Source organism: Variovorax sp. FG153 (genome assembly GCF_057809595.1).
Genome location: NZ_JBMDKG010000023.1, coordinates 17,463 through 40,128 on the forward strand (window position 1 = coordinate 17,463; position 22,666 = coordinate 40,128).

Consider the following 22,666-nt stretch of genomic DNA (forward strand, 5'->3'; position numbering starts at 1 on the left):
CCATGCCGACCGCGGCGATTCAGGCGATGGCTGAGACACAGGCATCCGCCGGAGCGACCCCGGCCTCCTCTGCACGCGCGGCATGCACCAGCAGCACGGGAATCGGTGAACCGTCGCGCAATGCAGGCCCCAGCCCGCGACTGCCTCCGTGCGTGCCCGCCACGATCAGATCGGCATTCCAGGCCCAGGCCTGTTCGATGATGACGTCCGCGGCACGGGCCGCTTGCACGGTGAGGAGCAGCGTCTGCGTCGCGATGCCGGTGGCGGCCGCGCGCTCCCTCGCCTGCTGAAGCATCTGAATGGCTGCTTCCTCCATGCACGGAATCAGGTCCGCATCACGGACTGCGATGACGCCATCGCCAAGGCGGAGCCTCGATGCATCGACGACGTGCATGAGTCGCAGGGCCGCTCCCTCGAGCACGGCCAGGCGGACGGCTTCATCCAGCCCCCGCAAGGATGCGGGGCAGCTGTCCAGATAGACAAGGATTCGTGAGTGCATGGCAGGTATCCAGTCGTTCGGCATTGCGCGCCGATGACCGGAAGTCTCCACGCGCCGTGGCGCGCCGGCTTGACACGCATCAAGCCGCCGGTGAGTTGGAACGATGTTGATATGGCGCAAGACCGGCATCACCGCGCAGCGGAAGAATTCGCCTGCCCGTCGCGCCGGGGCCGGCGGCAGGTGCCCATCGCAGGCGGTCCCGAGGAGAAAGCAATGTCCATCTACAAGCACCTGCTGGTTCCGCTGGACGGCAGCCCCACGGCCGATCGCGGCCTGCAGGAAGCCATCCGTCTCGCCGGCGATCTCGACAGCAAGCTGCGGCTGCTTCATGTGATCGACGACTTTCCGATGCTGGCGGAGATATCGACGATCTCCAGCTTCGAGGCAGGCCTCCAGAAGGTGCGCGAATACGGCGAGTCGGTGTTGTCCAGGGCGCTGGCCCAGGCCACCGCCGCCGGCGTGGAAGCCGAGACCGTGCTGCGCGAGGTCACGCAGGGCCGTATCGCCGACGTCGTGACCGACGAAGCCGCCAAGGCCTCCTGCGACCTGATCGTGATGGGCACTCACGGTCGCCGCGGGCTGAGCCGGCTCGCACTCGGCAGCGACGCCGACCGTGTGGCGCGCAGCAGCCCGGTGCCTGTGCTGCTCGTGCGCGGGGCGTCGGCGAACTGACCCAGGCCACTGCGATCCGGCCGCTATTGCGAATTCCATCAACTTCACCCGACAGGAAGAACATGACGAACAACACTCTCCGTACCCTGCTGGCATCGGCGGCCCTTGCCGCAAGCGCCTGCGCATTTGCCGCCGACTACACGGCCCCCGGGCAGCTCAGCCCGCCGGAAAGCTCGATGCAGAAAGCGGGAGATGCTGCCGGCCGGGCCGCCCGCGACGCGGAGAAGGCAGCGCGCAAGGCGGCGGATGCAGCCAGGACCGCAGCCGAAAAGAGCAAGCTGACCACCGGCAAGGTGTCCAGGGCCTTGGCGGAACGCATCCGCCAGGCTGCGCAGAAAGCCGCGCAGGCCGCGACGCGTCTGGAGGAAAAGGCCACCGCGTCGGCCGGCAAGGCACTCGACGAAAGCAAGGACATTGCGCGGTCGGCCCAGGAAGAAAGCAGCAAGGCTGCACAGGCCTCCAGGGAGGCCCTTGCGCGCGCCGAGGAATCGGTCAGCCGTTCCGCCCAGGCCAGCAAGGAAGAAGCCGAAAAGGCGGCGCAGGCCACGCGCGAGGCGCTCGACAAGGCCGATGAAGCCATGCGCTCGGCGGCAAAGACCGTCGCCGACGCATCCGCACGCACGCTCGAGGCCGCGAAGCGCGCGGCCCGGCCGGCGAGCGCGGAGAAGAAGTGACATCCCTCCCCCGATCTTCAGAAAGCACTGCGATGAATCCTGACATTCAACTCCGGCACGACGTCTTCGCGCAACTCAACTGGGACCCCGCCGTCAACGCCTGCGATGTCGACGTGTGCGTGAAGGACGGGGTGGTCACGCTTCGCGGCGAGGTGGCCGACGAGGCCCAGCGCACAGCGGCCGAGCGCGCGGCTCGCCGCACCGAGGGCCTGACGACGCTGCTGAACAGACTCATCGTCCGCCCGGTCGCCGTGAGGGCCGGAATCCATCCGGCCTGAGCGGGCCCCGTCTGCCACCCGACGTGGTAGACCTATTCGCCCTCCTGGCGAACACCTTGATATGCATCAAGACATGTCGCCGGGTGCGCCAAAAGAATCGGGCCAGAAGCAACCAAGAACAACAGAAACCTGACCTTGGACATGACCACGCCCGAACCGGCGCCGTTGACGCGCGGTGCACCGCAATGGCTCAAAGGCATCGAAAGCTCTCGCGCGAAGAGTCCCGACGCGACTGCTTTGACCCCCTGGCCGAGCTTCCTGGCCGGTCAGGCAGAGAAGCCGGTCAGGGTGCTTCTGATAGACGAAGACAACGATGCGCGGCGCGCGATCACCCATGAACTGGTTGTCGACCCTCGCGTGTGCGTCGTCGGCGAAGCGGGCCGCCTGCCCGAAGCCAGGCGGCTGCTGGCGCAGCAGGAGTTCGACGTGCTCATCCTCGACGTGCGGCTCGGCGGCGGCAAGGGATTCGAGCTGATCGAGAGCGCCAGGCTCAACCGCAGTTCGGCCGAAGTCATCGTGCACTCGACGCTGGACGACGAGCTCCAGGTCCGTCGGGCCTTCGCCGCTGGTGCCTCGGGCTTCCTGGTCAAGAACTCGTGGTTCCTGAACTTCACGCAGGCGGTGCTGCAGGTCGTCAACGGAGGCGCGGCGGTCTCGCCGGACGTGATCCGGCACCTGCTCTTGCGCCAGGGACGACCCGTCCCCGCTCGGGCAGGCGACAACGGTGCCGTCCGCAGGATGCTGTCGGCCCGGGAACGCGAAGTTCTCCAGCTCGTGGCCCAGGGTCACGTCACGCAGGAGATCGCCCGGTGGTTGTCGATCAGCACCCAGACGGTATGCGCGCACATGAAGAACATCTGCCAGAAGCTGCGCGCCCGCACGCGCGCGCAGGCGGTCACCGTGGCCACCAACGAGGGACTGCTGTAGCCGCGCGTTTCAGTGCGTCATCAGCACGGGAACCCGCGACTGCGCGAGCACGTCGCGCGTCACGCCGCCCAGCAGCTGCTCGTGCATGCGGGCATGGCCGTAGCCGCCCATCACGAGCAACTCGCTGCCCAGCGCCTCGGTGCGATCCAGCAGGGCATCGGCGATGCGCAGCGACGTCACTGTTCGCTCCACATCGGCCCTCACGCCGTGCCGCATCAGCCAACCGCTCATCCCCGCAGGGTTCGGCGCAATCTCGGAATCGGCTTCGCCTTCGCGCAAGAGCGAAATCAGCGTGACATGCGCAGCAGCGGCATGGCGCGGTGCAGCGACAACGACGCCTCGCGGCTCCCATCCCAGGCCACGAGGACGCGGTCCAGTCCCGCCGCGATGTGGCCCGTGCGCGGAACGATGAGCACGGGCCGTCCCGCCTCGAGCATCACGTCCTCCGGCAAGCGGCGCTCCGCATCACCCACGGCCGCCGCTTCGTCCACCTGCCCGACAATCACGAGGACGCCGGCCGCGCCTTCACTGCCAGCGCATGAAGGCTCCTGTGCACGATCTTCCGGCACGCCGGTCGGCACGATGTCCATGAGGTGGCTGCGATGCCTCCTGGCGAGACGGGCCGCCAGACGAGTGCGGACCTCGCACCGCTCGGTGTGGTCGAGGTGCACGGAGATGATCGGCAGCGTCATGCTTTGGCTCGCTTTGCAGGGCTTTTGTGGCCGATGCGCGGCGGGCGCGCCGGCGGTGCCGTGGCAAGCGCCACGTACAGGGTATGCAGCGCGTCGGTCACGACGGTCCGCCGGGAGGCCGGCAACCCGACACCCGCACGAGCTGCAGCGATGGTCGGCGTCACCGCTGCGGCAGTTGCCGGCGCGCGAGGCGTGCCGTCCACGCCAGAGCCTCGCAGCGCCCTCACCGGCGCCATGGCCAGCGCTGGCCAGTCCTCGGCCCGCATGACGGCGTCCGCCCCGGCGCGGGTCAGCGCGATGCTGTCCTGCAGGATGCGCGATCCGACCGTCTCGAGCATCTCCAGCGAGTGCAGCCAGATGCCGAACTGCGCCTTGCACAGCGCCAGCGGAAAAGTCAGGTCGTTGCTCATGGTGTGTCCTCTCGCCCGGTAGGCGCCTGGACGGATGCTGAGGCCGCGATACCCCTCCCGCCTTGCGCGTGATCAAGGCAACGCAAAACCACGCCCGCTGTATCGGTTGTTACCGGTTTGATCGCGGTCAACCTCGCGCGCGCCGGCATGCCCATACTGGAATTTCCGTCCACCCAGAAAGAGAAAGCGACTCGACATGGCCTTCACTCCTTTGCCGGCTGCTCCGGACGATTTCATGCTGCTCGATGCCTGGTGGCGTGCCGCCAACTACCTTTCGGTGGGCCAGATCTACCTGATGGACAATCCGCTGCTGCAAGAGAAGCTGGAGCTCTCGCACATCAAGCCGCGTCTGCTGGGGCATTGGGGCACGACGCCGGGCCTGAACTTCATCTACGCGCACATGAACCGCGCGATCAACGCGCGGGACCTCGACGCGATCTTCATCGCCGGTCCGGGGCACGGCGGACCGGGCGTGGTGGCCAACACCTGGCTCGAAGGCACCTACAGCGAGGTGTATCCGGCGATCGGGCAGGACGCCGATGGCATGCGACGCCTGTTCACACAGTTCTCGTTCCCCGGCGGCATTCCGAGCCACGTCGCCCCCGAGACGCCCGGCTCCATCCACGAGGGCGGCGAACTGGGCTACGCGCTGCTGCACGCCTACGGCGCGGTCTTCGACAACCCCTCGCTGCTGGCCTGCTGCGTGATCGGCGACGGCGAGGCCGAGACCGGTGCGCTGGCTGCGAGCTGGCATTCCAACAAGTTCCTGAATCCGCGGCGCGACGGCGCGGTGTTGCCGATCCTGCATCTCAACGGTTACAAGATCGCGGGTCCCACAGTGCTCGCGCGCATCGGCGAGGAAGAACTGGCGCAGTTGTTGCGCGGCTACGGCCACGAGCCCTACTTCGTCGTGGGCGACCAGCCCGCCGAAATGCACAGGCAGATGGCGTCGGTGCTCGACACCGTATTGGAGAGCATTCGCGCCATCCAGGCAAACGCGCGCACCGGGGGTTTTCGCACACGGCCCCGCTGGCCGATGATCGTGCTGAGATCTCCCAAGGGCTGGACCGGCCCGCGCCGGGTCGACAGCCTGCAGGTCGAAGGCACCTTCCGCGCGCACCAAGTGCCGCTGGCCGACTTCGCCACCAAACCGGACCACGTCGAATTGCTCGAGCAATGGCTGCGCAGCTACCGACCCGAGGAGTTGTTCGATGCGAACGGTGCCTTGCGTCCCGAGATTGCCGCGCTTGCCCCCAGAGGCAGGCGCCGCATGAGCGCCAACCCGCACGCCAACGGCGGGCTGCTGCTGAAGGACCTGGCGATGCCGCCCTTTCGCGTGCATGCCGTCCCGGTGGAAGCGCCGGGCGCCATCGATGCCGAAGCCACGCGCGTCGCGGGCAACTTTCTTCGCGAAGTCATGCGGGCAAATGAGCAGGAGCGCAACTTCCGGGTGATGGGGCCGGACGAAACCGCATCGAACCGGCTCACCGCCCTGTTCGAGGTGACCGGACGAACCACGACCGCCCAGGTATGGCCGGACGACGACCACCTCTCGCCCGACGGCCGCGTGATGGAGGTGCTCAGCGAACACCTCTGCCAGGGCTGGCTCGAAGGCTACCTTCTGACGGGGCGGCACGGCTTCTTCTCGTGCTACGAGGCCTTCATCCACATCGTCGACTCGATGTTCAACCAGCATGCCAAGTGGCTCAAGGTGTCGCGCGATATCGGATGGCGACGGCCGATCGCATCGCTGAACTATCTGCTCACGAGCCACGTCTGGCGCCAGGACCACAACGGCTTCAGCCACCAGGACCCGGGTTTTCTCGATCACGTGGTCAACAAGAAGGCCGAGGTCGTGCGCGTGTACCTGCCGCCGGACGCCAACACCCTGCTCTCGGTCACCGACCATTGCCTGCGCAGCCGCGACTACGTGAACGTGATCGTGGCCGGCAAGCAGCCCGCGCCCCAATGGCTGGACATCGACGCCGCGATGCGCCACTGCACTGCCGGCCTCGGTATTTGGGACTGGGCGAGCAACGACGAAGGCGGTGCGCCCGACGTCGTGATGGCCTGCGCTGGCGACGTGCCCACGCTGGAGACGATGGCGGCCGTCGACCTGCTGCGCGAGAAGGTGCCGCAGCTGAAGGTGCGGGTGGTGAACGTGATCGACCTGATGGCGCTGCAGTCTCCCTCCGCGCACCCCCACGGCATCGCGGACGAGGACTTCGACGCCATCTTCACCACCGATCGGCCCGTGATCTTCGCGTTCCACGGCTACCCCGCGCTGATCCACAGGCTGATCTACAGGCGGCGCAACCACCCCGGCTTCCATGTCCACGGCTACTGCGAGGAAGGCACGACCACCACGCCCTTCGACATGACGGTGCTCAACCGGCTCGACCGCTTCCACTTGGCGGCCGACGCCATCTCTCGCACGCCGGGGCTTTGCGACAGCACGGGCCATGTGCAGCAGCACCTGCGCGACCGGCTTCTGGAGCACAGGGCCTACATCACCCGCCACGGCCGGGACATGCCGGAGATCGAGAACTGGCGCTGGACACGATAGCTGCCGGCCGAAGGGTACCCAAGGTGCTGTCGGCGTCGCTTGCGTGCTACGCTCATCTTGAGAAAGAATGTTCAAGAGATTCGTGCTCAATTTCCTTGCCAGCACATGAAACCCGCCCCACATATCGCAGTCCTCGACGACGAGGCTGACATCACGCTGCTGCTGGCCAACTACCTGCAGAGCCACGGCTTCCGCGTCACCCAGATCCACAACGGCCGCAGCCTCATCACGCTGATGGATACCGACCCCGCAGACCTCGTGCTGCTCGATCTCGGCCTGCCCGGCGAAGACGGCTTCTCCATTGCACGCCGCCTGCGGGACAGCTGGCGTTGCGGCCTCGTCATCGTCACCGGCCGGGGCGATGCGGTGGACAAGGTGGTGGGCCTCGAGGTGGGCGCCGACGACTACGTGACCAAGCCCTTCGACCTGCGAGAACTGGTGGCGCGGGTGAAGGCCGTACTGCGGCGTTTGACCCCGGAAACACCCGCATTCGCCGCCGGCGTTTTGGCGTCTCCCGACAAGCTGCGCTTTGCCGGCTGGCAGCTCGACACCGCCGCGCGCAACCTCAGGAATCCGCGGGGCGAGGAAGTGGCCCTGACCGGTGGCGAGTTCGACCTGCTGCAGGCGTTTGCCCGCCATCCCGGCCGCGTGCTGTCGCGCGACTTCCTGCTCGAGCAGACACGCGGGCGCGAGGCTGCCCCATTCGACCGCACGATCGACGTGCAGGTCGGCCGGCTGCGCAAGAAGATCGAGGCGGATGCGGACGACCCGCAACTCATCAAGTCGGTGCGAGGCGCGGGCTACATCCTGGTGCTACCAGTTTCCCATGGCTGACGCTGCGGACAACCCGCCCTTCCTGCCCGATGCGGTCGTCCCCGGCTCGCTCTCGGACTTCGACGAAGGCAGCGTGTTCCGTTCGCTCTTCGTCGCCTATCCGGATTCGCTCCTGGTGGTGGACCAGTTCGGCTCCATCATGCTCGCCAACCCTTCGGCGGCAGCACTGCTTGGCTATGCAGAAGACGAGCTCGCAGGCCTGAACGTCGACGTGCTGGTGCCCGACAGCATCCGCCCGCGCCATGCTTCCTACCGCGAGGCCTATAGCCGCGCTCCCCGTCCCCGCCCGATGGGCACGCACATGGAGCTGGTGGCCAAGCGCAAGGATGGCAGCGAGGTCATGGTCGAGATTGCGCTCAGCCCGCTGCAGAACCATGGATTGCCGTTCGTCGTGGCGGCCATCAGGGACATCGGCGCCTACCCGCGGGTTAAGCAGGCGCTGCAACGCGCCCGCTACAGCGAACACCTGGCCCAGCTCGGGCGCCTGGCGGTGGATACGCGCGACCTGCAGGTGGTGCTCCAGCATGTGCCGGGAATCATCACCACGGCCTTGCAGGTCGAAGTCGCAGTGGTGTGGCTGCTCGACAGCAACCGCCTGGAGTTCCGCGTGGCCAGCGGCGTCGGCCTGGTCGACGGCGAGGAGATAGGCGCACGCATCGCCAACCGCCCCGACACCCCGCCGGGCTTCGTGTTCTCCCAGGGCCGGCCGGTCGTGGTGCCGGACTACGGCAAGGAAAACCGTTTCTCCGTGCCCCAGGCCTACCTTGACGCCGGCCTCGTCAGCGCGCTCGCCGTGCCGCTGTCGGATCGGGGGCGCGTGATCGGCATGCTGTCGGTGCGCTCGAAGGAGTCCAAGCGCTTCGGGGACGAGGAGGTGCGCTTCCTCGAATCGCTCTCCAACCTGCTTGCCACCAGCCTGCAGCGTATGCAGACCGAGGAGGCGCTCAACCATGCGCAGCGGCTCGAAAGCGTCGGCCAGCTCACGGGCGGCATCGCGCACGACTTCAATAATCTGCTGACCGTCATCCAGGGCAACCTCCAGGTCCTGGAGGAGCTCCCCGCCCTGGAGCAGAACAGCCATGCTCAACAGCTGCTGAGCGCCGCCGCCCGCGCTTCGCGGCGCGGCGCGGAGCTCACCGGCAAGCTGCTTGCGTTTTCCCGCCGGCAGGTGCTGCAGCCGATCGCCGTCGACACGCAAGCGCTGCTGCACTCGCTGGCGGACATGCTGCGTCGCACGCTGGACCAGCGCATTCGCATAGAGATCGACACCGTGCCCGGCTGTCCGCCCGTGATGGCGGACCCGGGCCAGCTGGAATCGGCGCTGCTCAACATCGCGATCAATGCGCGCGACGCCATGCCCGATGGCGGCATGCTTCGCTTTCGCACCGAACTGTGCAGTGCGTTGCCGCCGGCCCTGCGCAGCCAGCGCAACGATCCGGGCAACGATGCCACCGCGTGCTTCGTCGCGATATCCATCGCCGACAGTGGCACCGGCATGTCCGAGGAGGTGAAAGAACATGCCTTCGAGCCCTTCTTCACGACAAAGGAAGTCGGCCGTGGCACCGGCCTGGGCCTGAGCACCGTGTACGGCTTCGTCAACCAGTCCCGGGGCGCAGTCTCGATCGACAGCAGGGTCGGACAGGGCACTACCGTGACGCTCTACCTGCCGCAGCTGGAAGACGCCGCGGCCGCGGCCACCGATGAGGATGAACGCGCTGACGAGACAATTCCGCCCGGCTTGCGCGTAATGCTGGTCGAGGATGATGCAGAGGTCCGCAAAGTCGTGCACACCTTCCTGACCACGCTGGGCTGCGAGGTCTTCACCGCTGCCACGGCCGAGCAGGCGTTGTCCGCGCTGGATGCGGGCGTCGGGCCCCTGGATCTGCTGCTGAGCGATATCGCCTTGGGCGCCGGCATGCGCGGCACACGGCTTGCCTCCGAGGTGCAACAACGCTTTCCGCGCATGGCAGTGCTGTTGATGTCGGGCTTCTCGTCGGAACTTCTCGATGCGGACCGCGAAGTGCCGCAGAGCTGGGAACTGTTGCGCAAACCCTATGCGCGCTCCGAACTCGCGCGGGCCATGGCGAAGGTGCTGGCCGGCCGCGCCTGAGCGCGCAGGCACGGCGCTCTCTTAATGGAGCATCGCAGGCGCCGGTGCCAAGCAGCGCTGGACGAAAGCCGACAGCGCGCCCACATCGGGAATCTGCACGTCGCGGCGTCCTTTCGTGGTGAAGCCGATGACGTTGTCTCGTGCCAGCCGCGAAAGCGCACGGCTCACGCTCTCGAGCGTCATTCCCAGGTAGTTGCCGATCTCCGCACGCGTCATGCGCAGGGTGATCTCGTCTGTGCGCATGCCGCGCTCGGCCAGCGTCTCGGCCCAGTAGCGCAGGAAGTCGGCCACACGGGCATCGGCCGGCAGCGTGCAGACGGACATCAGCGAATCCCGGTCGTGTGCGATCTCGCGGCTCATGGCGGCGTGCAGCACCTGCAGCAAGGCGGGATTCGCCGCGCAGGCGACCAGCAGTGCCTCGTATGACACGACCCAGATCTCTCCGGTGTCCATGGCCACTGCGTCGCACGCATAGCGTCCGCTGGCGATGCCGTCGAAACCGAGCCAGTCGCCACGGAACTTGAGGCCCACCACCTGCTCGCGCCCGTCGGCCGAAAGATTCATGATCTTGAAGAAGCCCGAGTTCAGGATGTAGAGGTTGCCGAAGCGCTCGCCCGCCTGGTAGATCGTGTCGCCCGTGTGCACGACGCGGCGCTGCGGCTTGAGGTGCTCGCCGAGGAGCTTCAGCGTGTCGGCGGTGCTTTGTCCCATGCACTCCCGGCCGATGCCGAACGGAGCCGGGCCGGGCGGGACTGCAGCGGTCATCGAGGGGGTGGCGGTGTTGAGCATCTGGCACTCCTTGGTGGTCGGTCGCGTGTCGATGGATGGATGCTAGGAAGCCATCGGCAACGCAATGACAACGGCCGGAATCGATGGGTAACGCTCGGTGAATGGAATGTGTCCGGCGTGTATCAGCGGCGCGCGGCGTGCAGCAGATCACATTTGCATGCCCCTGCTCCTTGACCTGCATCAAGTCCGGGGCCTCCGGCGCACTTAGCCTCGCAAGGTCACATATGACCATTGCCATGCCCTTCTCCCAGCAGACCTGCGCCCTCGAGGCCGTGCCGTCATCGCTCTCTCCCCTGGAGGTGACGAGCCTGCTGTGTCGCGCCCGGCTGCTCCAGCGCTCGGCGCTGGACGGGAGTGTTCCCCGGCTGCTGCGCGGCAAGAACCTGGGGCTGCTGTGTGACGCCGCACCCGACGAATCGCAGGCGCTGTTCCGCAACGCGGCCGAGGAACTGGGTGCACACGTGGCCGTCATGCGTCCAGGTCTTTCGCTCGCGAGCGCGCCGCAGGAAGTACAGGACACCGCCCGCATGCTCGGCCGCCTCTATGACGCCGTGGAATGCCAGGGCCTCGACGCCGCGCTTGTGCAGCGCATCGGCCAGCACGCCGGCATACCTGTATTCAACGGAGCCGCCATGAAAGCCCATCCTGCCGACCGGCTCGCCGAACTGCTCGGAGACCAGACCCCTCTGGCCGACAACCGGCGCTTCGTGCTCCAGGCCCTGCTGCTCGACGCCATCGCCTGAGCCCGGCGCCCGGACGTGCCGCGCGCTCCTTGATCCAGCGCAATACGGGCCCGGCGCCCGCTTCCTACAGTGGATCCCACGGTTACCGCCCATCCCGCGCGCCGACCGCCCCTTCGTCCATCCACTGCAAGGAACTCCCATGAAGACCGATACCCAACTGCGCGACGACATCCAGGCCGAACTGGCCTGGGCACCGGACGTCAAGTCCTCCGACATCGGCGTGATCGTCAAGGACGGCGTGGTCACCCTCACCGGCCATCTCGCACACTACGCCGAGAAGTACGCCATCGAGCGCGCGGTGCAACGCGTGCATGGCGTCAAGGCACTGGCGGTGGAGCTGACGGTCAAGCTGCCCTTCGACAACCAGCGCACCGATGCCGACATCGCTCTGGCGGCCGAGCGCGCGCTCGAGTGGAACGTGCTCGTGCCCGACGGCAAGATCCGCCCCATGGCGGAAAAAGGCTGGCTGACACTCACCGGCGAGGTCGAGTGGGAATACCAGCGCAGCGCCGCCGAGATCGCCGTGCGCAACCTGATGGGCGTCACCGGCGTGTCGAACCTCGTGAAGGTCAAGCCCAAGGTGACGCCTGCTGACGTCGAGAAGAAGATCCACGAGGCGCTCTCGCGCCAGGCCGAGCGCGAAGCCAACAAACTCTCCATCACGGTCGACGGCTCGCAGGTCACGCTGCGTGGCACGGTTCATTCCTGGACCGAGCGCGACGCGGTGCAAGGCGCCGCATGGGCCACGCCCGGCGTCTCGGTGGTGGTGAACGACCTGCTCGTGGACGCCTGAGCATGCGCGTCGCGCTCGTCACCGGCGGCACCTGCGGCATCGGCGCAGCCACGGCCGAGGCGCTGCAGGCCGCGGGCTACCGCGTGGCGGCTAACTTCGCCAGCCACAGCGAGGCCGCACAGGCCTTCGCCGCCCGCACCGGCATCCCCACCTTCGGCTGGAACGTCGCAGATTTCGATGCCTGCCAGGCCGGCGTCGCGCGCGTGGAGGCCGAACTCGGCCCCATCGACGTGCTGGTCAACAACGCCGGCATCACGCGCGATGCGATGCTCCACAAGATGAGCATCGCGCAATGGCGCGAGGTGCTGGAGGTGAACCTCGGCGGCTGCTTCAACATGTGCCGTGCCGCGATCGGCGGCATGCGCGAGCGGCGCTTCGGCCGCATCGTGAACATGGGTTCGGTCAATGGCCAGTCCGGTCAGGCTGGCCAGGCCAACTACGCGGCAACGAAGGCCGGCCTCGTCGGCTTCACCAAGTCGCTCGCACTCGAGGGCGCCTCGCACAACATCACCGCCAACGTGGTGGCCCCGGGATACACCGACACCGCCATGGTGGCCGCGGTCGCGCCGGAGGTGATGGCGCGCATCCTGACGACCATCCCGGCCGGGCGCCTGGCCACACCGGCGGAAATCGCGCGCGGCGTGGTGTTTCTCGTCGCCGACGAATCGGGCTTCGTCAACGGCATCACGCTGCCGATCAACGGCGGCAAGTACATGGTCTGAGGCGGCAACGCCCGAAGCCGTCGTCCAGCGAGACCTTCCATGCACACGACCTCCACCTCCCCGACTCCCGCTGACTTCGCGGCTTCCGCCGTGGTCGTGCCGACCATGCGCGCCATGATGCTGAGCGCCCCGCTGCTGCCGCTGGAGATGGAGTGGCGCAACATCCCGGAGCCCGGCCCCGGCGAATTGCGTCTGCGCGTGCTGGCCTGTGCCGTCTGTCGCACCGATCTGCACATCGTCGACGGTGAGTTGCCGCTGCCTGTGCTGCCGATCGTGCCCGGCCACGAGATCGTGGGCGTCGTGGAGGCGATCGGCTCGGGGGGGACGGGCCATCGCCTGGGCGACCGCGTGGGCGTGCCCTGGCTGGGCCACAGTTGCGGCTGCTGCGCCTACTGCACGAGCGGCCACGAGAACCTTTGCGATGCGCCACGCTTCACCGGCTACCACCGCGACGGCGGTTTTGCGAGCCACGTGATCGCCGAGGCCGCGTTCTGCCTTCCGCTGGACATGCCCGAGGCCGATGCGGTCCGCATCGCGCCCCTGCTCTGCGCCGGACTGATCGGATGGCACAGTCTGAAGGCGGCCGGTGAAGATGCGCGTCGGCTGGGCATCTTCGGTTTCGGCGCTGCGGCGCACCTGGTGACACAGGCCGCCATCGCCCAGGCCGCGAGGTTTTCGCATTCACCCGGCCCGCGGACCGTACGACGCAGGCGTTCGCGCGCAGCCTCGGCGCAGCGTGGGCCGGCGGCTCAAACGAGCGACCGCCGCAGCCGCTGGACGCGGCCATCATCTTCGCGCCCGCCGGTGAACTGGTACCGGCCGCGCTGCGCGTCGTGCGCAAGGGCGGTCGCGTGGTGTGCGGCGGCATCCAGATGAGCAACATCCCCGCATTTCCCTACCGGCTGCTCTGGGAAGAGCGGGGTCTGGTTTCGGTGGCGAACCTCACGCGTGCCGATGCGAAGGAGTTTCTCGATTTCGTACGGGAGCATCCGCTGCAGGTGCACGCGAAGACCTATCCGCTAGCCCAGGCCAACGAAGCACTGGCCGACCTGCGCGCTGGTCGCATCGAGGGCGCCGCGGTGCTCGTGCCCTGACGAAGCCAGCACACGGCGGGTTTTAGAGTTCGTGCGACTCCCGGTATTTGGGCACGATGCACGGCCAGCCATGACGCTCCTCGATGGCCAGCCGCAGGGCATCGGCAGCCACCGGCTCTCCATGGGTCACGAACACCCGGCGTGGTGCCCGCTGGGCATCGAGCCAGGCGATCAGGCCGTCGCGGTCGGCATGGGCAGACAGGGTCTCGAGGCTTGCGACCTCGGCGCGCACCGGCACGTAGGCGCCGTGGATCTTGACCGCGTCGGCGCCGGCCACCATGGCTGCCCCGCGCGTACCAGCAGCCTGGAAACCGGTGAACAGGATCGTGTTCCTGGGATCGGGCGCGTAGGCCTTCAGGTGATGCAGCACCCGCCCGCCCGTCGCCATGCCGCTGGCCGACACGATGATCGAAGGAAAGTCCAGCGTGTTCAGCCGCCGCGATTCCTCGATCGTGTTGACGATGATGGTCTGTCCCTGCATCGCGGCGCACTGTTCGGCGCTCAGCCGGTGCTCGTCCATGTGCTTGCGGTAGATGCGCGTGGCGTCCGCTGCCATGGGGCTGTTCAGGTAGACAGGCATGTCGGGAATGCGGCGCGCCTGCTTGAGCAGTTGGATGCAATGCAGCAGCGTCTGCGCGCGCCCCACCGCGAAGGCCGGGATCACCACGATGCCGCCGCGCGCGGCCGTGCGGTTGATCACTCCTGCCAGCTCGGCCAGCGTGTCCATGGCGGGGTGCGTGCGGTCACCGTAGGTCGATTCCATCACCACGTAGTCCGCCGGCTCGACGGCCGCGGGCGGACGCATCAGCAGGTCATCGCTGCGCCCCAGGTCGCCCGAGAACTGGATGCTCGATGTTTCCCAGCCCACTCGCAGGCTGCCGGCACCGAGGATGTGCCCTGCCCTGCGGAGCTGCCAGGACCAACCCGGCCACGGGGAGCATTCCTGGCCGAACGGGACAACGTCGAAGCGCCTGAGGGCCGCGCGCGCGTCCTGCTCGGTATACAGCGGCAACGCCGGCTTGTGCTTCGAATGCCCGTGGCGGTTGGCGAAGTCGGCGTCTTCTTCCTGCAGGCGGCCCGAGTCGGGCAGCAGCAGTTCGCAGAGTTCGCGGGTGGCCGCGCTGCAGTACACCTTGCCCTTGAAGCCGAGCTGCACCAGGCGCGGCACGAAGCCGCTGTGGTCCATGTGCGCATGCGTCAGAAGCACGGCATCGATGCCGGCGGGGTCGACCGGCAGTACGTCCCAGTTGCGCAGGCGCAGTTGCTTCAACCCCTGGAAGAGCCCGCAATCGACCAGCAGCCGCCGGCCTTCGTGCGTCAGCAGGTATTTCGAGCCGGTGACGGTACCGGTGCCGCCGAGGAAGTCGTTGCGCACGGTGCGCCTCAGTGCGACATCAGCACAGGCAGCGTCATCCACTGGAGCATGGACAGCGTGGCACCACCCATCACCCACTCGCGCGCCCTGCTGTGGCCGTAGCAGCCCATCACCAGCAGGTCGGAACTCAGGTCGGAGGCAAGGGACAGCAGCTTGTTGCCGACATCGTCGTCGTTGTCCCCCGCGGGGTGCAGGGCCATGTTTTGGACGCCCTGCGCCCGCAGGTAGTTCTGCAGGCTCTGCAGTGACGTCTCCGCGCCCACGCCGTAGGCCACGACATGCACACGCGCCGCCTGGCGCAGCCACGGCAGCGCGGCGGTCACGGCACGCGCGGATTCGCGGGTTTCCTTCCAGGCCACCAGCACGTTGCGGCCGATGGGTCCGATGGAGCCTGCATATGGCAGCACCAGTGCTGGCCGGCCGCTCTGCACCAGCACGCTGGGCAGGAAATCGCCGGGCAGTTCGCCGTCCATCGGGTCGTTGCGGTCGCGCTGGCCGAGGATCAACAGATCGGCATAGAGGGCTCGCCGCCCGAATCCCCATGGGCCGTCGCTTTCCGGCTCGACCCAATGCAGGCGCTGGGAGCCCTCGCTGTGCGTCATGAAGGTGGCGTGCATCTTGTCGCGCGCGTCCTTGTCGATCTCCTGCATGATCGCGACCGCTTCCGCCGCGGCCTCGATCGCATAGGGGTAGCGCATGAGCGCGGACAGGGTGCACGGCTGGGCGGTCACTTCGGCATCGAAAGTCTCGGCGAGCTGGCGGGCCAGCTTGATGCGCTCCGCCGTACGGACCGAACCGTCGAGGTGAAGCAGGATGGATTTCGGGGTATGCATGAGGGCTCCTTGGGTTGGCGGGATGTGGTGCGGTGACCTTAGGCCCCCTCGTCGCGTGCAGCCTTGCGCTGCATCAACCACCCGCGAGCCTTGACTCCGGTGGTGCCGAGGCTTGATCCGGCGCAAGGTCGTGCCGGTGGTACGTGCCTAGTCTCGGATCTCGTACCACTGCTCATGCCGTCATGGCACATCCGCATCCGACGCCGCGTGGCTCGGCCTCATTCACCCGCTTACCAAGGGCACTGCACCATGACATCTTTCCAACAAGCCTGCATCGTCGGCAGCGGCATCGGCGCCCTGTCCGCTGCCGTGCTGCTGATCCGTGACGCCGGAATGCCCGGATCGCGCATCCGAATTCTCGAAGAAGCGCCGACACCAGGCGGCGCGCTCGATGGCACCGGCAATGCCGCTCAAGGCTATGTGACACGCGGAGGGCGCATGTTCACCGACGAGACATATAGCTGTCTCTGGAACGTACTGCAGAGCATTCCTGCGCTCAGTTCAACGGGCCACACGGTGCGCGACGAGATCCAGGCCTTCAATGCGCTGTGGCGCTCCGATGCACACGCCCGTCTGATCAACCGGGATCGCCGCATCCTCGACGCCAGCGACCTGGGCTTCAACTTCCAGGACCGCGTGGAACTGATGCGCCTGCTCGCCACGCCGGAACGCGCATTGGGCACCAGGCGCATCGAGGAATGCTTTTCCACGCACTTCCTCGACACCCATTTCTGGGCCATGTGGCGCACGACATTCGCGTTCCAGAACTGGCACAGCGCGGTCGAGCTGAAGCGCTACATGCTGCGCTTCCTGCAGGAGTTGCCGCGAATCCACACATTGGGCGGCGTGCGGCGCACCGAGTTCAACCAGTACGACTCCATCGTGCGTCCGATGGTGACCTGGCTGCTGGATCGCGGGGTGCGGTTCGAGTACGGCATATGCGTGATAGATGCGGACTTTGCCAGAAGCTCCGACGGCCTGCGGCTCGAGACCCTGCACTGCGTGAAGGAAGGCCGGCCACTGACGTACAGCATCGGCGCGGAAGAATGTGCCTTCGTCACCATAGGCTCCATGACCGCCGACTCACGCAACGGCACCGACCAGCAGGCGCCCGAGCTGGTGCGCAACCAGAGCGACGGGGCCTGGACCCTGTGGCGCAACATGGCGCGCAAGGCGCCGGGCCTCGGCCGGCCGGAGACCTTCTGCGGCAACGTGGACGAGAGCAAGTGGGAGTCGTTCACGCTCACGATGCGCAGCCCGTTGCTGATCCGGCGCATCCAGGCGTTCTCTGGCAATCCGCCCGGCACCGGCGGGCTCATGACCTTCAAGGATTCGAGCTGGCTGATGTCGATCGTGGTGCCGCACGCGCCGCACTTCGAGGACCAGCCCGAGGGCATCTACACGCTATGGGGCTATGGACTGCTCGTCGACATCCAGGGCAACCACGTCGACAAGACGATGGCCCAGGCCAGCGGCCAGGAAATTCTCACGGAGCTGATGCATCACCTTGGCTTCGAGGACATCCTCGAGGAGGTACGACGTACCACGACCGTGGTGCCCGTGATGATGCCTTACATCACCAGCGAGTTCGCATGCCGCAGCGCATCGGACCGACCACCTGTCATCCCGGCTGGAGCGAAGAACTTCGCCCTGCTGGGCCAGTACGTGGAGATCCCCGAGGACGTCGTCTTCACGGTCGAATACTCGGTGCGCGGCGCAATGCATGGGGTCTACGGACTCATGGGCCTAGACCTCGAGGTGCCACCCATCTACCACGGCATCGCCGATCCGAAGGTGGCGCTCGAGAGCCTGGGCACACTGATCGGTTGACTCGATCCGAGGTTTGATCCCCCTCAACCTCTGCCTTCGGTCGGGCGAGCAAGATTCTTCTCCATCCGCTCAAAGGAGAAAGTCACATGCTTTTCCTGTCGAAGAATGTCGGAATCCTTGACCGCCTGCTTCGCGTCTGCGCGGGCTTGCTGCTGATCGTGCTTGCAGCCAAGGGACTCATCGGGTTCTGGGGCTACATCGGCGTGGTGCCGCTGCTGACGGGCGTGGTGGGCAATTGCCCGGCCTACACCCTCTTCGGCGTCAGCACCTGCTCCCACAACGAGCGCTGAGCGTTGGATGCGCCTGCATCGCCGCGTCATGAGAAATCGGATGTCTGTCTATCTGCTGCTGTTCATCGTGCTGTGCGCGGTGCTCGGCATCGCCGTTCTGTGGCTCGTGTTCCAGCTTTTCATCAAGTGGATCACTCTGGACTGAGCTTCTCGGAGATGGATCGATGTGCATGAACCTGCTCCGCAGACTCGCCACTGCGCAGCTGCCTTGCGCGGAGGCCGATCCCGCGATGATCGACAGGCTGCGAATCCTCGAAGCCGCCGGCCAGGTCGAGGCGCTGATTCCTCCCGCCCGCGCGGACTTCGATGACTGCCTGCGCCAGGACGCAGCCACCGTGGTCGGCATCACGCCTGCAGGAAGGGAGACCCTTGCCGCCGATGCTCCCCCGGAGGAGCCATCGCGGTTCATCGGCACCAGGCGTCGATCTGGCGAATGAGATCCGACCACAGGGCATGCACCGCCGCGGCGGCCAGCAGCACGCCGGCCGCCCTCGCCCCCCAGGCCTGGCGCCCTCCGGAACTGGCCAGACGCAAACGCTGCCAGAGCCATGGCCCGGCAACCAGCGAAGCGCCGCTGCCTATCGCGAACAGCGCCATCAGCGTCGCACCTTGCAACGGCCCGTTGCCCAGCCCCGCCAGCATCAGCGCCGAATAGAGCAGCCCGCAGGGCAGCGCAACCCACAGCAGCCCGGTCGCGAGCACGCCCAGCCACGTGCCGCCGGCATGGGGTCGAAGGCGCGATTCGAGCGAGCGGCCGATGCGCTGTGCCCATAGCGGCTGCCGCCCCGTGACGGCCAGCATCGCGCCCCACGTGAACACGAACACGTGCAGCAGCACCCACAGTGGCCGCAGCGCGGCAACGTGGGTGCTGGCCAGCGTCAGGCTGTCGACGCTGGCGGCAGCGATGGCACCCGCCGCCGCGTAGCTCGACATACGTCCCAGATGGAAGGCGCCGGGTGCCGTGAGTGCTGGCATCGCACCCTGCTGCCCCACCGTCGCGAGTGGCAAGATCCGGATCACCGCCGATGAAGCGGCACCGCACATCGCAACGCAATGCGGCCCGCCGGCAAGGCCCATGAGAAGCGCGGCACCGGCGAGCGCGAGCTGCATGGTCAGACCACGCGGGAAAAGCGCGCGCGGTTCGCGCGGCAGTACCTGTCGAACACCATGGCGACCGCGCGCACCAAGAACCAACCCTGCTCGGTGACGACGAGGTCGTGGTCGCTCAACCGCACCAGGCCGTTGGCGACCAGCGGCCCGAGCGCCGCGAACTCGACGGCGAAGTAGCGCCAGAAGTCGATGGCGAACGCATCGCCCATGGCGTTGAAGTCGAGCCTGCCGCGGCACATCAGCGCCATGATGACCTCGCGCCGGAGCAGGTCGTCGCGCGACAGCGCAAGGCCCCGCACCACGGGCAGACGCCCCTGGTCGAGCAGGTCGCAGTATTCGTCGAGGCTCTTGGCGTTCTGGCTGTAGGTCGAGCCGACACGGCCGATACCCGAGACTCCAAGTGCGATCAGGTCGCCCTCAGGCCGGGTTCCATAGCCCTGGAAGTCGCGCTGCAGACGCCCCTGCCTCTTGGCGATCGCGAGAGGGTCGTCGGGCAGTGCGAAATGGTCCATGCCGATGTAGACATAACCCGCCTCGGTGAGCCGCGCGATTGCGCTCGCTAGCATGCGCACCCGCGCGGCGGCATCGGGCAGTTCTTCGGCCGCGATGCGACGCTGCGGCTTGAAGCGCTCGGGCAGGTGCGCATAAGCGTAGAGCGCGACCCGGTCGGGCCGCAGCTCCAGCAGCTGCGCCAGCGTGCGCTCGAAGGAAGCGTCGTTCTGCCGCGGCAGGCCATAGATCAGGTCCACGTTGATGGATTCGAAGCCGAGCGCGCGCGCCGCATCCATCAGCGCAAAGACCTGCTGCGCCGGCTGGATGCGATGCACGGCCTGCTGTACGGCGGGGTCGAAGTCCTGCACGCCGAAGCTCAGGCGGTTGAAGCCCAGTGCTGCCAGGTTCGCGAGGCGCTGCGCATCGACCGTGCGCGGATCGACCTCTATGGAGCGCTCCCCGCCAGGCACGAAGGCAAAAGAGCGATGCAGCATCGCCATGAGTTCGCCGAGTTCGGAGTCGTCGAGGAAGGTCGGAGAACCGCCGCCGAGATGCAGATGGCCAACGGTGGCGCCGCGCCCCAACTGCGCCGCCTGGAGCTCCACCTCGCGCCTCAGATAGGCTAGGTAGTGCTGGCCGCGCTCGCGGTGGCGGGTGACGATCTTGTTGCAGGCGCAGTAGTAGCACAGCGACTCGCAGAACGGGATATGGACATACAGCGACAGCGATGGCGCATCCACCCCCGTCTCACGCCGGCGGCACAGTGCCCGTGCGTAGTCGTCGGCGCCGAATGCCTCGACGAAGCGGTCGGCGGTGGGATAGGAGGTGTAGCGCGGCCCGGGGACGTCGAACTGCCGCAACAGCTCGACGGGAAGCGGGACCCGCATGGGCGCAGGAGCGAGAGCGGCGTGAGTCATCGCGTGGGTGTCCGCAAAGGAGGGGCGTCGGAAAGGTCCGCGACGGAAGGCCTGGCGAGCAGTGCCGTACAGGCGCTCGAGGCCGCGGCCATCAGCCAGAAGACGAAGAAAGCCGCCGTGTAGATGCCCTGGCGCGACATGTGCAACGCGTCGGCGCCACAAAACGCATTGATCGGATCGACGAGCGCGAACACGAGCACTTCCATGCCGCAGGCCACCAGGAAGGACGGCCACAGGATGCCGGCGAACTGGCGCAGTCCGTTCATGGTGCGGTCTTTCGTGGCGAGGGTGCCGGCAGGTCGTCCGCCGGCGTCATCGCATGGTTGCGGCCGGCCAGCGCGGGCAGCATTTTCTTCTCGGCCAGGGTCTTGTTGATCTCGATGCCCTCGCGATAGTAGTCCTCCGACACCAGCGCGTCCGGGCTGCGCCAGGCCAGCCAGAAGGTGACGAAGCTCGCGACCACCACGGCCAGCGGCCCGCCGATCACCATCCAGAGCAGCGGATAGCGCCACCAGGCGCCTGCGGCTTCTTCGTTCATCGCGAGTGCCGTCGTTGTTGTCGTTGCGGTTGCTGCTTTCATGTCGACCTTTCAGCGCGGCACCAGGAAGGCCGCCTTTTCCGAAACCTGCGTTCCACTGTCCTCGTCGCGAATGCGGAAATGCACCGTGTGCGAACCGGCGGGCACAGTGCCGTAGGGGACCTGCAATCGCACCGCAACCCAGCGCGACTCGGCCGCATTGACCGTCACCGGCTCGTCGGGCGAGACGCCGAGGCCATCCAGCCCGTCGGCGGCGATGCGGTAGTGCCGCGACTTCTCGGTGGCGTTCATGATCTGGAGCCGGTAGACGTTCTCGAGCCGCCCGCCCTCGGCAATGCGGGCCAGCGAGGCGCGGTCGCGCACCACGTCGACCTTGAATGGCGTACGCACGACAAGGCTGGCCAGCAGTCCGATCACAAGTGCCGCCAGGATCGTCGTGTAGACCAGCACGCGTGGCCGGAGCACACGCCGCAACAATTGCCGACGCGACCAGCCGGCCTCCATGCCGTTCTGCGTGTCGTAGCGGATCAGCCGTGGCGGGTAGGCCATCTTCTGCATGACGGTGTCGCAGGCATCCACGCAAAGTCCGCAGCCGATGCATTCGTACTGCAGGCCCTGGCGGATATCGATGCCGGTCGGGCACACCTGCACGCACAGGCCGCAGTCGATGCAGTCGCCCAGCGCCAGCGTGCGCGGGTCGTGGCCCTTGCGGCGAGGCGCGCGCGGCTCGCCGCGTCCGGGGTCGTAGGTGACGATGAGCGTGTCGCGGTCGAACATGGCGCTCTGGAAGCGCGCATAGGGGCACATGTACTTGCAGACCTGCTCGCGCATGAAGCCGGCATTGCCATAGGTGGCGAAGCCGTAGAAGAAGACCCAGAACTCCTCCCATGAGCCCATCTGCGTCTGCAGGAAGGCCATGCCCAGTTCGCGGATCGGCGTGAAGTAACCCACGAAGGTAAAACCGGTCCACAGCGCGATGCCGATCCAGACGATGTGCTTGAACCACTTCTTCACCAGCTTCTCGAGCGACATCGGTTCGGCGTCCAGCCGCATGCGTGCGGTGCGGTTGCCCTCGATCTTGTGCTCGACCCACATGAAGATCTCGGTGTAGACCGTCTGCGGGCAGACGTAGCCGCACCACAGCCGCCCGGCCACCGCAGTAAACAGGAAGAGCGACAGCGCGCTGATGACCAGCAGGCCCGAGAGATAGATCAGGTCCTGCGGGTACAGCACTAGCCCGAAGATGTAGAAGCGACGCGCGGCCAAGTCGAACAGCACCATCTGCCGCCCACCCCACTCCACCCACGGCAGGCCGTAGAACAGCAGCTGGGTGAGAAAGACCATGGCCCATCGCCAGCGCGCAAACATGCCGCGCACGCTGCGGGGGTAGATCTTCTTCGTGGCCTCGTAGAGCCCGACCTCCTCGCTGCCAGCGCTGACGATGGGAATGATCTTCCGGGTCATGGCATTGCGCCGTT

Annotated in this window: 25 protein-coding genes and 1 pseudogene; 14 read left to right on the forward strand and 12 right to left on the reverse strand. The window is 67.0% G+C overall.

Annotation, left to right across the window (positions count from 1 at the left end; translation table 11 throughout):
* Positions 1–19: 19 nt before the first annotated feature.
* Entirely contained in the window at positions 20–499 is a 480-nt protein-coding gene (locus ACODT0_RS23270) for a universal stress protein (protein WP_057590504.1), read from the reverse strand.
* A 213-nt stretch (positions 500–712) separates the two neighbouring features.
* Between ACODT0_RS23270 and ACODT0_RS23275 the strand changes: the two genes are divergently transcribed.
* The 4 genes from ACODT0_RS23275 (at position 713) to ACODT0_RS23290 (ending at position 3,050) form a co-directional block, all read left to right on the forward strand.
* A complete protein-coding gene (locus tag ACODT0_RS23275) occupies positions 713–1,171 on the forward strand; it encodes a universal stress protein (RefSeq protein WP_261211825.1) in 459 nt (152 codons plus the stop codon).
* A 62-nt stretch (positions 1,172–1,233) separates the two neighbouring features.
* Positions 1,234–1,845 carry a hypothetical protein gene (locus ACODT0_RS23280; RefSeq protein WP_261211823.1) on the forward strand — a complete coding sequence of 204 codons (612 nt, stop codon included), beginning with the start codon at positions 1,234–1,236 and terminating at the stop codon, positions 1,843–1,845.
* Positions 1,846–1,877: 32 nt separating this feature from the next.
* Complete coding sequence (locus ACODT0_RS23285; protein ID WP_057590507.1) at positions 1,878–2,123, forward strand: BON domain-containing protein; 246 nt, start codon at positions 1,878–1,880, stop codon at positions 2,121–2,123.
* Positions 2,124–2,264: 141 nt separating this feature from the next.
* Positions 2,265–3,050: a LuxR C-terminal-related transcriptional regulator gene (locus tag ACODT0_RS23290; protein WP_261211914.1), complete on the forward strand. Its 786-nt coding sequence runs from the start codon at positions 2,265–2,267 to the stop codon at positions 3,048–3,050.
* 9 nt (positions 3,051–3,059) lie between these two features.
* On the opposite strand, the gene ACODT0_RS23295 is transcribed toward ACODT0_RS23290, so the two are convergent.
* The 3 genes from ACODT0_RS23295 to ACODT0_RS23305 form a co-directional block, all read right to left on the reverse strand.
* Positions 3,060–3,230 carry a universal stress protein gene (locus tag ACODT0_RS23295; protein ID WP_261211820.1) on the reverse strand — a complete coding sequence of 57 codons (171 nt, stop codon included), beginning with the start codon at positions 3,228–3,230 and terminating at the stop codon, positions 3,060–3,062.
* Positions 3,231–3,337: 107 nt separating this feature from the next.
* Positions 3,338–3,742 (reverse strand): hypothetical protein, encoded by a 405-nt coding sequence (locus tag ACODT0_RS23300; RefSeq protein WP_261211818.1) that lies wholly within the window; start codon positions 3,740–3,742, stop codon positions 3,338–3,340.
* The gene (locus ACODT0_RS23305; protein WP_261211817.1) at positions 3,739–4,152 is read right to left on the reverse strand and encodes a hypothetical protein; all 414 of its coding nucleotides are present in this window, start codon (positions 4,150–4,152) and stop codon (positions 3,739–3,741) included. Before ACODT0_RS23305 ends, ACODT0_RS23300 begins: the two co-directional genes overlap by 4 nt.
* Before the next feature lie 196 nt (positions 4,153–4,348).
* Here ACODT0_RS23305 and ACODT0_RS23310 point away from each other — a divergent pair, with 196 nt between their 5' ends.
* The 3 genes from ACODT0_RS23310 to ACODT0_RS23320 all read left to right on the forward strand — a co-directional run bounded on the left by ACODT0_RS23310 (position 4,349) and on the right by ACODT0_RS23320 (position 9,662).
* Positions 4,349–6,718, forward strand: coding sequence for a phosphoketolase family protein (locus tag ACODT0_RS23310; RefSeq protein ID WP_261211816.1), 2,370 nt, complete (start codon positions 4,349–4,351; stop codon positions 6,716–6,718).
* A 105-nt stretch (positions 6,719–6,823) separates the two neighbouring features.
* Positions 6,824–7,552, forward strand: coding sequence for a winged helix-turn-helix domain-containing protein (locus ACODT0_RS23315; RefSeq protein ID WP_057590513.1), 729 nt, complete (start codon positions 6,824–6,826; stop codon positions 7,550–7,552).
* On the forward strand, positions 7,545–9,662 hold the full coding sequence (locus ACODT0_RS23320) for a PAS domain S-box protein (RefSeq protein WP_261211815.1): 2,118 nt from the start codon (positions 7,545–7,547) through the stop codon (positions 9,660–9,662). Before ACODT0_RS23315 ends, ACODT0_RS23320 begins: the two co-directional genes overlap by 8 nt.
* 21 nt (positions 9,663–9,683) lie before the next feature.
* Here the strand turns inward: ACODT0_RS23320 and ACODT0_RS23325 are convergent, their stop codons facing one another.
* Positions 9,684–10,451 carry a Crp/Fnr family transcriptional regulator gene (locus ACODT0_RS23325; protein WP_489042391.1) on the reverse strand — a complete coding sequence of 256 codons (768 nt, stop codon included), beginning with the start codon at positions 10,449–10,451 and terminating at the stop codon, positions 9,684–9,686.
* Positions 10,452–10,687: 236 nt separating this feature from the next.
* Here ACODT0_RS23325 and ACODT0_RS23330 point away from each other — a divergent pair, with 236 nt between their 5' ends.
* The 4 genes and pseudogenes from ACODT0_RS23330 (at position 10,688) to ACODT0_RS23345 (ending at position 13,803) form a co-directional block, all read left to right on the forward strand.
* Positions 10,688–11,194 (forward strand): Rossmann-fold NAD(P)-binding domain-containing protein, encoded by a 507-nt coding sequence (locus tag ACODT0_RS23330; protein ID WP_057590516.1) that lies wholly within the window; start codon positions 10,688–10,690, stop codon positions 11,192–11,194.
* Positions 11,195–11,333: 139 nt separating this feature from the next.
* A complete protein-coding gene (locus ACODT0_RS23335; protein WP_261211813.1) occupies positions 11,334–11,987 on the forward strand; it encodes a BON domain-containing protein in 654 nt (217 codons plus the stop codon).
* A 2-nt stretch (positions 11,988–11,989) separates the two neighbouring features.
* Positions 11,990–12,709, forward strand: a complete 720-nt coding sequence (phbB, locus tag ACODT0_RS23340) for an acetoacetyl-CoA reductase (RefSeq protein WP_489042392.1) — start codon at positions 11,990–11,992, stop codon at positions 12,707–12,709.
* A 105-nt stretch (positions 12,710–12,814) separates the two neighbouring features.
* Positions 12,815–13,803 (forward strand): annotated as a pseudogene (locus tag ACODT0_RS23345) (zinc-dependent alcohol dehydrogenase family protein).
* Positions 13,804–13,825: 22 nt separating this feature from the next.
* Here the strand turns inward: ACODT0_RS23345 and ACODT0_RS23350 are convergent.
* Together ACODT0_RS23350 and ACODT0_RS23355 are read right to left on the reverse strand one after the other, a co-directional pair.
* A complete protein-coding gene (locus tag ACODT0_RS23350) occupies positions 13,826–15,178 on the reverse strand; it encodes an MBL fold metallo-hydrolase RNA specificity domain-containing protein (RefSeq protein ID WP_261211811.1) in 1,353 nt (450 codons plus the stop codon).
* Positions 15,179–15,186: 8 nt separating this feature from the next.
* Positions 15,187–16,011 carry a universal stress protein gene (locus ACODT0_RS23355; protein WP_489042393.1) on the reverse strand — a complete coding sequence of 275 codons (825 nt, stop codon included), beginning with the start codon at positions 16,009–16,011 and terminating at the stop codon, positions 15,187–15,189.
* A 249-nt stretch (positions 16,012–16,260) separates the two neighbouring features.
* On the opposite strand from ACODT0_RS23355, the gene ACODT0_RS23360 reads away from it, so the two are divergent.
* The 3 genes from ACODT0_RS23360 to ACODT0_RS23370 all read left to right on the forward strand — a co-directional run bounded on the left by ACODT0_RS23360 (position 16,261) and on the right by ACODT0_RS23370 (position 18,568).
* Positions 16,261–17,841: an oleate hydratase gene (locus tag ACODT0_RS23360; protein WP_261211809.1), complete on the forward strand. Its 1,581-nt coding sequence runs from the start codon at positions 16,261–16,263 to the stop codon at positions 17,839–17,841.
* An 86-nt stretch (positions 17,842–17,927) separates the two neighbouring features.
* Positions 17,928–18,131, forward strand: coding sequence for a YgaP family membrane protein (locus tag ACODT0_RS23365; RefSeq protein WP_409976539.1), 204 nt, complete (start codon positions 17,928–17,930; stop codon positions 18,129–18,131).
* A 170-nt stretch (positions 18,132–18,301) separates the two neighbouring features.
* Positions 18,302–18,568 (forward strand): hypothetical protein, encoded by a 267-nt coding sequence (locus ACODT0_RS23370; RefSeq protein WP_057598072.1) that lies wholly within the window; start codon positions 18,302–18,304, stop codon positions 18,566–18,568.
* Here the strand turns inward: ACODT0_RS23370 and ACODT0_RS23375 are convergent.
* The 5 genes from ACODT0_RS23375 to ccoG are packed head-to-tail and all read right to left on the reverse strand — an operon-like array spanning position 18,537 to position 22,652.
* Positions 18,537–19,241 carry a sulfite exporter TauE/SafE family protein gene (locus ACODT0_RS23375; protein WP_489042394.1) on the reverse strand — a complete coding sequence of 235 codons (705 nt, stop codon included), beginning with the start codon at positions 19,239–19,241 and terminating at the stop codon, positions 18,537–18,539. The genes ACODT0_RS23370 and ACODT0_RS23375 overlap by 32 nt on opposite strands.
* A 2-nt stretch (positions 19,242–19,243) precedes the next feature.
* On the reverse strand, positions 19,244–20,620 hold the full coding sequence (gene hemN / locus ACODT0_RS23380; protein ID WP_489042395.1) for an oxygen-independent coproporphyrinogen III oxidase: 1,377 nt from the start codon (positions 20,618–20,620) through the stop codon (positions 19,244–19,246).
* Between the two features lie 26 nt (positions 20,621–20,646).
* Entirely contained in the window at positions 20,647–20,916 is a 270-nt protein-coding gene (locus ACODT0_RS23385; RefSeq protein WP_057590528.1) for a hypothetical protein, read from the reverse strand.
* Complete coding sequence (locus ACODT0_RS23390; protein WP_057590530.1) at positions 20,913–21,188, reverse strand: FixH family protein; 276 nt, start codon at positions 21,186–21,188, stop codon at positions 20,913–20,915. Before ACODT0_RS23390 ends, ACODT0_RS23385 begins: the two co-directional genes overlap by 4 nt.
* 51 nt (positions 21,189–21,239) lie before the next feature.
* Positions 21,240–22,652: a cytochrome c oxidase accessory protein CcoG gene (gene ccoG / locus ACODT0_RS23395; RefSeq protein ID WP_489042396.1), complete on the reverse strand. Its 1,413-nt coding sequence runs from the start codon at positions 22,650–22,652 to the stop codon at positions 21,240–21,242.
* Positions 22,653–22,666 lie beyond the last annotated feature (14 nt).